Source organism: Rhodococcus sp. EPR-147, from assembly GCF_001647185.1.
GTDB lineage: Bacteria > Actinomycetota > Actinomycetes > Mycobacteriales > Mycobacteriaceae > Rhodococcoides.
The window spans coordinates 1-10,310 of record NZ_LVCU01000325.1 but is presented as its reverse complement, the minus strand read 5'-3'; the positions used below and the strand labels follow the sequence as shown (position 1 = coordinate 10,310).

The following is a 10,310-nucleotide window of genomic DNA, read 5'->3' as shown; positions in this document are numbered from 1 at the left end:
CCGAGATCCCCGCGGTGACGAGCTCTCGGATCACGACGGCGGCATCGGCGTCGGTCAGGTCGACGGTCACCGTGCCGTCGTCGACGATCACTGCGCCCTCGTGGCCGGAGGTACCGAGCACCGACTGCGCGCGGGCGGCGTCGTCGACCCTGATCTCCGTTTGTCCGCCTGCCGCGGTCAGTTCGCGCACAGTGCCGGAACTGATCACCGATCCGCGATTCATGACGACCACGTGGGTGCAGGTCTGCTCCACTTCGGCGAGGAGATGGCTCGACACCAACACGGTTCGTCCGGTCTTCGCGTAGTTGATCAGCACGTCGCGCATCGTCCTGATCTGCGGTGGGTCGAGTCCGTTGGTCGGCTCGTCCAGGACCATCAGATCCGGCAACCCCAGCATGGCCTGGGCGATGGCGAGCCTCTGCCGCATGCCTTGGCTGTACGACTTGACCTTGCGTTCGATCGCGGTGCCGAGGTCTGCGATCTCGAGGGCTTCCTCGACATGGGCGTCCTCCATCGGGCGACCTGTCGCTTCCCAGTACAGCCGCAGATTCTGTGTTCCGGTCAGGTGCGGCAGAAAGCCCGACCCCTCGACGAAGGAGCCCAACCTGGACAGCACCGGTGCTCCTGGCGTCACCTTGTGGCCGAAGACCCTGATGTCACCACCGGTGGGAGTGATCAGGCCCATCAACATGCGCAGGGTGGTGGTCTTGCCTGCACCGTTCGGCCCGAGCAGACCCAGAACCTGGCCCTGCTTCACCTCGAAACTGACGCCGTCGACTGCGCGAAAGCCGTTGGAGTACGTCTTGGCCAGATCGGTGATCACCAGAGGAATGTCGATCAGACTCTCGTCCACTTCGGCGACCGCGCGGCGTCTGGTCCGCACGACCCCGGCCACGATCGCACCGGCGACCGCGAGCAGGACGATCCCGATGCCTATCAGTGGTGCCACCGGAACGGTGCTGTTGGCGCTCGCTTCCGCGGGGACGGTGGGCAACGCGATGGTGTTGTCGGTCATGGCCACGCTGAACTGTGCGGGTTCGAGCGGCACGGCGTACGCCTGATCGGTGGTGGAGATGCTCAGTTCGAGGCGATGACCCTGCTGGACGAGGTAGCTGATGCCCGGCAGGGCAACGGTGACATCGACGGGATCGATGCCCTCGGTGTCGGGCAGGCGGATCGCCGAGACAGCCCCGCCCGGAAGCGTTCTCGTGCCGTTCGGCGCGACGTCGTAGAGCTTCGCGAACAGGACCGCTTGACCCGGCGAGGCCAACGACGCCACCCGCAGATTCACCCGCGGCACACCGGTGACCGTCACGGACGAATCGACGGGTTCGCTGGTGAACGTTGCCGACTGGCCCGGCAGGTCCGCGGTCAGGGCTGCTCCGGCCCCGGTCGATCCCAGGGTCGAGAGCACCGAGCCCAAACCGGGTATCGACGAGACTGCCGACGGCGACGCTCCGGGCGGACGGATGATCGACTGGTTCTCCGCAGCGGGAGTGAACGTCACCGATCGAGTCTCGGTGGGGTCGGAGTCGGGGATGAGCCCTGGGTAGTCAGGAGCTGTCATTCGGCGGTTGCGGTCGCCGCCGCGTTCGTCGGCTGCCCGCTGAGTGGAGTAGACGAACGGCTGGCTATCTGTAGCAGCATCGCTCTCACGCAAGGTCGTGTCGAAGAAGTCGGCGATGGCCTGATCGCTCGTGCCGTCCGTCCCACCTGCGTCGTGACCGCCGTCGAACCATCGCACGGTGACGTTCCCACCGGCCGCCGCGATCTGACGAGCCGTCGCGTCGGCCTGATCCAGACCGAACAGCGTGTCCTGGCTACCCTGAACCAGCAGGGTCGGCGCGGTGATGTTCGACGCCACCGCGACCGGCGAGTGGGCCGTGAGCAGATCGAGGAGCTGTTGGCTGGGTATTCCGGTCACTGCGGACTGGGCGTAGGCGTCGCAGAACTCGGGTGCGAACCGTCCGCAGGCGGATGCCTGCTCGGCGGTGCCGGCTTCGTTGCCGTCGGTTCCGGTGCCGTTGCCGTCGCCGGCCGGTGCTGCACCGGAGGCGCCCACTCCGAAGAACACTCCGGCCCAGCCGCGCTTGAGGACGCCGGGTCCGCCGTATTCGGCAGCTGCGGGGGTGGCGGTGTCGCCGAGGGCTTCTCGGCTCTCGGCGGAGGTGACGCCGTAGTTGGGGAACAGCGCCTGACCCAGGTCGTTCCAGGTGATCGCTGCGGCTATCGAATCGATCCGTGGGTCGGTGCCGCCTGCGCTCAGAGCCAGTGCGCCGCCGTACGATCCGCCGGCGACACCGACGTGCGGGTCACCGGGGGCGTCGAGTTCCACCTCCGGTTGTTCGGCGAGCCAGTCGATGAGTCCGCGTGCGTCGGCGACCTCGCGGTCGGGGGCGTTGAGCGAGATGGAACCCGTGCTGTCGCCGAACCCGCGTGCACTGTAGGCGAGCACGGTGTACCCGCGGGCTGCGAGGTCACGTGCCTCGCCGTCGACCGAGTCCTTGCTGCCGCCGAAGCCGTGGGCGAGCAGCACCGTCGGTGCGGGGGTGACGGCGGGGACGTACAGGCGAGCGTCGATGTCGACGGTGCCCGTCGATCCGGGGCTGTCCGGTAGCGTGATGCGCGCATCACGCGTGGATGTGTCGGCGCTCGAATCCTGGGGGAGGAGTACGAATGCGAGGGCGGCTACAGCCAGAACCGCAATCACGGCGGCACCGACAGTCATGGCCCGTCTCGACAGTGGCGGGCGGGGAATCGGCATGGAAACCAATGTATGTGAGTGGCGCGGATCGTGTTGTTCCCCAAGTTCACGTGCCGATCGGCCGGTTCCGGCTAATGTCAGCGAATCAGTCCCCGGACCACGTTTTTCGGTCCTGTGACTTGCACCAATCGAGTTCGAGCAGAAGTGTCACATCTGTGTGTGTGACCGACAAATGGAGGAATGAATGAGCGCCTACCGCACCGTCGTCGTCGGGACCGATGGCTCCGAATCGTCACTGCGGGCAGTGGAGAAGGCCGCGGCGTTGGCGGGAGACGCCGCTGCCACCCTGGTGATCGCTTGTGCGTACTACCCGGCCGATCCGAAGGACACGTCCGCTGCCGCCGACGCATTGCGCGAGGACGCCTACCAGATCACCGGATCGGCACCGACGCGTGAGATTCTGCGCACGGCGCGCGAGCACGCCACCAAGGCCGGTGCGAAGAACATCGAGGAGAAGGCGATCGTCGGTGCTCCCGTCGAGTCGCTGCTGGCACTCGTGGACGAGGTCAAGGGTGACCTGCTCGTCGTCGGCAACCGCGGCCTGAACTCGTTGACGGGCCGTCTGTTGGGTTCGGTTCCGTCGGACGCCGCTCGCAAGTCCACCTGCGACGTTCTGATCGTGCACACCGTCCGTTGAGTGCACGCTGCACACACCACCGGCCCGCTCTGTCGAATCGACGGAGCGGGCCGGTGGTGTATGCGGTTCTCTAGGCTTCCGGCTCGAACGGCTGCAGCGCCGAGAGCTCACCCGGTAGTGCGTCCGCGTGCACGACGCCGAGTCGCTGAGTCGCTCGGGTGAGCGCCACGTACAGGTCGTTCATACCCTTGACCGAATCCGCCACGATGGCACCGGGTTCGACGATCAGCACCGAGTCGAATTCCAGTCCCTTGGCGTCCTTGACCGTCGATACGGTGACCAGTTCCGATGCCAGATGGCGGAATCGGTCGACGTGGCCTGCGGGAACCAGCACGGCACTCAGGCCTGGGCGAGGGTGCTCGGCCACTCGCTTCTCGACCGCGGTGATCAGATCGTCCGGTGCCACTCGTTGGGCCCACGGTCGTACCCCGGTTCTGCGGATGGACCGCGGCTCGGACTGCTCGGGGTCGATGGCAGCCAACACGTCGTGTGCCACCGTCATGATCTCCGACGGTGTTCGATAGTTCACCGTCAGTTCGGTTCGCTTCCAGCGCTTGGCCACATACGGTTCCAGAACCGAACCCCACGACGAGGTACCGGCGGGATCACCGGTCTGCGCCGTATCGCCCACCAGTGTCATCCACCGATTCGGTATGCGCCGCATGACCATTCGCCACGCCATCGCAGAGAGTTCCTGCGCTTCGTCGACGATCACGTGCCCGTAGGTCCACGTTCGGTCACCGGCGGCCCGTTCGGCCGTCGTGAGTCGTTGACCCGAATTCTGCCGTCGCGCAAGCTGATCGGCGTCGATGAGGTCGTAGGCCATCAGGATCTCCGGGTCGAGTTCGTCCTCGAGGTCCTGAGGTGCCGAACCGGTCAGGATGTCCAGGGCACCCTGGGCGTCGGCGATCTGGCCGCGCCACTGACGTTGTGCCTGTTCACGTTCGGCCGCGTCATCGACGCCGAGTAGCTCGGCGAGTTCGTCGAGCAGGGGAGCGTCGGCCGACGAGAACCCGTGGCCTCGGCGGACGAGGGCTTCGCGCTCCATCTCGTCCAGTGCAGGCGCGGCCGAGGCGATTTTCTCGGGCGAGGCGAACAGGTCGCGGAGAACCTGCTGGGGAGACAGATCCGGCCACAGTTCGTCGACGGCGGCCATGACGTCCCGGTCCTCGCGCATCTCGTCGCGCATGTCCGCGATGTCGTCGGCGCTGAGCAGGCTGGACCCGTCGACGAGGTTCTGTCCGAGTTTCGCTGCCAATTGGTTGGCCAACTGGTCGATGACCGAGGACACGAACAGCGGACGAGCCAGGTTGTGCGGTCGCCGGGACGAGCGGGCACGGCCGCGAGCCCTGGTGACGATCTTGCGATCGAGCGTGATGTCGTAGGTGTCGAACTTCAGCCGACGGGGCTGCGCGGGAACTTCCTGACGGTCGCGTACCGCTTGGGTCAGCACCTCCACCATCGACAGCCTGCCCTTGACCTCGGTCGCCACGGCCGAGTCCTCGCGTTGCGCGCGGACTCCCGGGTAGAGGTCGCCGATCGTGGACAGCAGCACGCCTGTCTCGCCGAGTGACGGCAGTACCTGACCGATGTAATCGAGGAACGTGGCGTTGGGTCCGATGATCAGCACGCCGCTCTTACCGAGCTGCTGACGGTAGGTGTAGAGCAGATAGGCGGCGCGGTGCAGCGCGACGGCAGTCTTGCCGGTGCCCGGTCCGCCCTGAACCACCAACACACTGCGATGCTGCGATCGGATGATCGCGTCCTGCTCGCTCTGGATCGTCTCGACGATGTCGTTCATCTGACCGGTACGTGCGGCATCGAGCGCCGAAAGCAGCGCGCCTTCGCTCGCGACGCCGCCTGCCACGGCGGCATCGTTCGACGATCGGGCGGAGTTCAGGTCGAGGAATTCGTCGGCGATCGATGTCACTCGCCGGCCGCGGGTACGAATGTGTCTGCGACGCAACACGTTTTCGGGTGCGGCGGGCGTCGCCAGGTAGAACGGCCGGGCCATCGGTGCTCGCCAGTCGAGCAGCAGTGTCTCGTAGTCGTTCTTGTCGTCGAGAATCCCGACGCGGCCGATGTATCGCTCGGGCCGGTCGTCGACCTTGGGGTCGAGGGTCTCGGGATCGAGGTCGATGCGCCCGAAGCACAGTCCGTTCTCGGCGGCGTCGTACTTGGCGATATCCTCTGTGTACATCTGGTTGAACGATTCCCGTTCGCTGCGGGCCTGCGGGGTGCCGCCGGTCTCCAACAGCACTGCGCGCAGTCGGTTCGCGGCATACTCGCGTAACGCGTCGAGCTGCGTGTACAGCCGCGTCAGATGCGCCTGCTCTAAGTCTTCTTCGAGCGGCACCACGGAGTCGCTCGATGTGTGGCCGTCGTCCGGCAAAGGGTCTCCTCGGGAGTTCGGCCGAGGCGAAGATATCGCCTCGAAATCAGCCAGAGCAGTCTACGCCGCACAACGGCCCTGCCGCAGAACCGCTGGTTCCGGGGCAGGGCCGTCTACGCGAACGTCGCTGTGTGGTGTCTGCGAAAAATTACTTCGCGTACTGCTGCAGCTTCTTGTCCAAGTTCTTCTGAGCCTTGGCAACTCGCTTCTCGAGCTTGGCGCGAGCCTGCTCGGTCACCTTCTCGAGCTCCTTGCTCTGCTTCTCGGCGCGCTTGCGAGCGCGCTTGCTCAGCGTGTCGACGCGATCGGACGCCAGATCGGCCCACGTGACTCCGCGCTTCTGCGCCTCGTCGGCGAGGACGGAACCCTTCTCGGCCGCCAGATCGGCGAGCTTGGACGCGCGCTTCTGCGCGACATCGGCCAATTCGCCGCGACGATCGGCAGCGACGTCGACGAGCTTGGAGCCACGCTTCTGTGCGAGCTCCGCCAGGTCGGTCCCGCGATGGGCTGCCTTGTCGGCGAGCTTGGAGCCGCGCTTCTGTGCCTCGTCGGCCAAGTCGCTACCGCGGTCGGCGGCCAGTTCGGCGAGCTTGGATCCACGCTTCTGTGCTTCCTCGGCGAGCACCGAACCCTTGTCGGCGGCCACGTGAGCCCAGCGGTTCAGTGCCGGCTGAGCTACGTCGGCCAGCTCCGAGCCCTTCTCGGTAGCGATATCGGCGAGCTTGGCCAACTTGGGCTGGGCGGCATCGGCGAACTTGGCCAGCTTCGGCTGTGCAGCCTCGGCCAGATCGGCGCTGCGGCTCGCGGCGACGGCTGCGATTTCCTTGACGCGCTCACCGGTCTCATGGGTGGAGTGACCCGGCAGTGCCGAGACGACGGTCTCCTGCGCGCGGCGTGCTGCCCGCTTGCTACGCCATGCGACGGACGGCTTGCCCTCGGTGTCGACGGCTGCGATGAGCAGTCCGCCGAGCAGGCTCAGGTTCTTGAAGAAGTGGATTCGCTGCGCAGCCTTGGTCTCCGGGTCGGTCTCGTTCCAGAAGGCGTGTCCGGCGAGCGTCGTCGGTACGAGACTTCCGGCCAGAGCCAGCGAGGCGATGCGCGGTGCCTTGCCGGTGGCCAGCAGAATGCCACCCGCGACCTGGATTCCACCGTTGATACGGACCAGCGTCTCCGGGTCGTTCGGCACGTTCGCGGTGACCTCGTTGGGGAGGACGTCCTTGCCTTGCTCGATCAACGGGGTGGCGGCCTGGGCCTTGCCGGTGGGATTACGGAGTGCGTCGACGCCCCCTGCGATGAAAATCGTAGACATCAGCGGACGGGCGATACGGCGGACCAGCATTGACAGCCTCCTGCGTAGTTTCTCGTGTCATCGGCGGTGGAACCATGGACGGCACGGCGGTCCGAAAACCTACCGCTGTGCGTCCTTTTGTCACACTATTCATACCCCGTGGTTCGCGGTCTCAAGCACGCCGATCGTTACCAACCCCTGGCGCGCCATTCGTCCAGGTGAGGGCGCTCGGCACCGGGCGTCGTGTCCTTACCGTGCCCCGGGTAGACAACGGTCTCGTCGTCGAAGCGGTCGAACAGTTTCGCTGTCACGTCGTCGAGCAGACGGGTGAAATCCTCGGGGCTGCCCGTCTTGCCGACGCCACCGGGAAAGAGAGAATCTCCGGTGAAGAGGTGGGTGCGCGCGCCCTCGGCATCGGTCAGTGCGAGTGCGATGGAGCCGGGAGTGTGTCCGATCAGGTGCACCACATCGAACGTGAGCTCTCCCACCGACACGGTGTCCCGATCGGCGAGCAGGCGGTCGGGAGCCACAGGCAGGGGACCTGCATCGAGTTCGTGGGCTGCGGTCGGAGAGTCCGTACCGCCGGCAATGTCTGCCAGCGCCTGCCAGTGGTCGGCGTGCTGATGAGTCGTCACGATGAGTGAGAGCGTCGGCGCGTTCCTGTCGATGAGCGACGAGATGCGGTCGGCCTCGTTTGCAGCGTCGATCAGCACCGAGTGGCCTGTTGCGGAACAGACGACAAGGTAGGTGTTGTTGTCCATGGGGCCGACCGACATCTTCGTGATCGTCGCTCCGGGAATCGTTCGCCGCTGCGGCTGCGAGCCCTGAGAGACGACGCCGGTGTAGTTGTCATCGATGACCATGAGGTGCTCGTCCATTTCCAGGACGCTACCGTCGTCGACGGCATGATGGGCGTCGGGGTCGCGCAGCTGGAAAAGTGTGTCGGTGCCTGGATCTACCATTGCTACTGCGTGAGGTTCGTCCCTCACCACAACAGGTTTTCGACGTGGGGTCCACGGTTACACGACGTGTGACCGGTGCGTCGGCATCACACGTCATCACGCGACTCGAAGGTCGTGCAGTGCTGCGCCCCGCAGCAACTCGGCTGGACGTGCTCGTTCGGAAAGAAGGGAACACAGTGGCGGATCGCCTGATAGTGCGAGGTGCACGGGAGCACAATCTGCGGGGAGTCGACATCGACCTGCCGCGGGATGCGCTGATCGTGTTCACGGGTCTGTCCGGATCGGGCAAATCCTCACTCGCCTTCGACACGATCTTCGCCGAAGGGCAGCGTCGCTACGTGGAGTCGCTGTCCGCATACGCGCGGCAGTTCCTCGGCCAGATGGACAAGCCGGACGTCGATTTCATCGAGGGCCTCTCGCCTGCGGTCTCCATCGATCAGAAATCGACCAACCGCAACCCGCGATCGACCGTGGGCACCATCACCGAGGTCTACGACTACCTCCGGCTGTTGTACGCGCGTGCAGGAACGGCTCACTGCCCGGTGTGCGGCGAGCAGATCGCCAAGCAGACTCCGCAGCAGATCGTCGATCAGGTGCTGGACATGGAGGAGGGCCTGAAGTTCCAGGTTCTCGCGCCGGTGGTTCGTACCCGCAAGGGTGAGTTCGTCGACCTGTTCGACTCGTTGAACACGCAGGGCTACTCGCGTGTTCGCGTCGACGGCGTCGTACATCAGCTCACGAGCCCGCCGGTGCTCAAGAAGCAGGAGAAGCACGACATCGAGGTCGTCGTCGACCGCCTCACCGTCAAGTCGAGCTCGAAGCAGCGTCTGACCGACTCGGTGGAAACCGCCCTTCGGCTGGCCGACGGCATCGTGGTGCTCGACTTCGTCGACCGTGACGAGAATGCGTCGGACCGTGAGCGCCGGTTCTCCGAGAAGCTCGCCTGCCCCAACGGGCACCCGTTGTCCATCGACGATCTCGAACCGCGGTCGTTCTCCTTCAACTCGCCGTACGGTGCGTGCCCGGACTGCGTCGGACTCGGCGTGCGCAAGGAGGTCGATCCGGAGCTGGTCGTTCCCGACGGCGATCTCAGCCTCGCCGACGGTGCCATCGCACCGTGGTCGATGGGCCAGACGTCGGAGTACTTCGGCCGCCTGCTCTCCGGGCTCGCCGACGCCATGGGATTCGACCTGAACGCGCCGTGGAACAAGTTGCCCGCCAAGGTCAAGCGCGCAGTCCTCGAGGGCAGCGATCACCAGGTGCACGTGAAGTACAAGAACCGCTACGGCCGCACGCGGTCGTACTACGCCGAGTTCGAGGGTGTGATGCCGTTCCTGCACCGCCGGTTGGAGCAGACCGAGTCCGAGCAGATGAAGGAACGCTACGACGGCTACATGCGCGACGTGCCGTGTCCCACCTGCAACGGGGCGCGGCTGCGGCCGGAGATCCTGTCGGTCACGATCGCGGCGGGCGACTTCGGCCCGAAGTCGATCGCCGAGGTGTGCGAATTGTCGATCGCCGACACCGCGAATTTCCTGAACAGCCTCACCCTCGGTCGCCGCGAGGAAGCAATCGCCGGGCAGGTCCTCAAGGAGGTGCAGGCTCGCCTCGGCTTCCTGCTGGACGTCGGTCTCGAATACCTGTCACTGGCCAGGACCGCCGGCTCGCTGTCCGGCGGCGAGGCGCAGCGCATCCGCCTTGCAACCCAGATCGGATCGGGACTCGTCGGTGTTCTGTACGTCCTCGACGAGCCGTCGATCGGACTGCATCAGCGCGACAACCGTCGGCTCATCGACACGTTGACGCGATTGCGCGACCTCGGAAACACCCTCATCGTCGTCGAGCACGACGAGGACACCATCCGTACTTCCGACTGGATCGTCGACATCGGTCCGTTGGCGGGTGAGCACGGCGGACGCGTCGTGCACAGCGGTTCGTACGAGGACCTCCTGACCAACGAGGAATCGCTGACCGGTGCGTATCTGTCCGGACGGATGGAGATTCCGCTGCCCGACACCCGTCGTGTCGTGGACAAGAAGCGTCAGGTCACCGTGGTCGGTGCCCGCGAGCACAATCTGCGTGGAATCGACGTCAGCTTCCCGCTCGGTGTGCTGACCTCGGTCACCGGGGTGTCGGGTTCGGGCAAGTCCACACTCGTCAACGACATTCTCGCGACGGTGATGGCCAACAAGCTCAACGGTGCCCGCCAGGTTCCCGGTCGGCACACGCGCATCAACGGCCTCGATCAGCTCGACAAGCTGGTGCGG

Annotated in this window: 6 protein-coding genes; 2 read left to right on the top strand and 4 right to left on the bottom strand. The window is 65.6% G+C overall.

Annotated elements, in window-relative coordinates; genetic code table 11:
- Positions 1–2,764, bottom strand: a 2,764-nt coding sequence (locus A2J02_RS15155) for an alpha/beta fold hydrolase (RefSeq protein WP_068050986.1), incomplete at its 3' end; no start/stop codon positions are given.
- A gap of 184 nt (positions 2,765–2,948) precedes the next feature.
- Here A2J02_RS15155 and A2J02_RS15150 point away from each other — a divergent pair.
- The gene (locus A2J02_RS15150) at positions 2,949–3,401 is read left to right on the top strand and encodes a universal stress protein (RefSeq protein ID WP_068050983.1); all 453 of its coding nucleotides are present in this window, start codon (positions 2,949–2,951) and stop codon (positions 3,399–3,401) included.
- A 70-nt stretch (positions 3,402–3,471) separates the two neighbouring features.
- Here A2J02_RS15150 and A2J02_RS15145 read toward each other — a convergent pair whose 3' ends face one another.
- From A2J02_RS15145 to A2J02_RS15135, 3 genes are all read right to left on the bottom strand, one after another.
- Complete coding sequence (locus A2J02_RS15145; protein ID WP_068050981.1) at positions 3,472–5,793, bottom strand: HelD family protein; 2,322 nt, start codon at positions 5,791–5,793, stop codon at positions 3,472–3,474.
- Positions 5,794–5,941: 148 nt separating this feature from the next.
- Positions 5,942–7,132: a DoxX family protein gene (locus tag A2J02_RS15140; protein ID WP_068050978.1), complete on the bottom strand. Its 1,191-nt coding sequence runs from the start codon at positions 7,130–7,132 to the stop codon at positions 5,942–5,944.
- A gap of 137 nt (positions 7,133–7,269) precedes the next feature.
- Entirely contained in the window at positions 7,270–7,959 is a 690-nt protein-coding gene (locus A2J02_RS15135; RefSeq protein ID WP_068050976.1) for an MBL fold metallo-hydrolase, read from the bottom strand.
- A 260-nt stretch (positions 7,960–8,219) separates the two neighbouring features.
- Here A2J02_RS15135 and uvrA point away from each other — a divergent pair.
- On the top strand, positions 8,220–10,310 hold a 2,091-nt coding region (uvrA, locus tag A2J02_RS15130), incomplete at its 3' end, for an excinuclease ABC subunit UvrA (protein ID WP_068050984.1).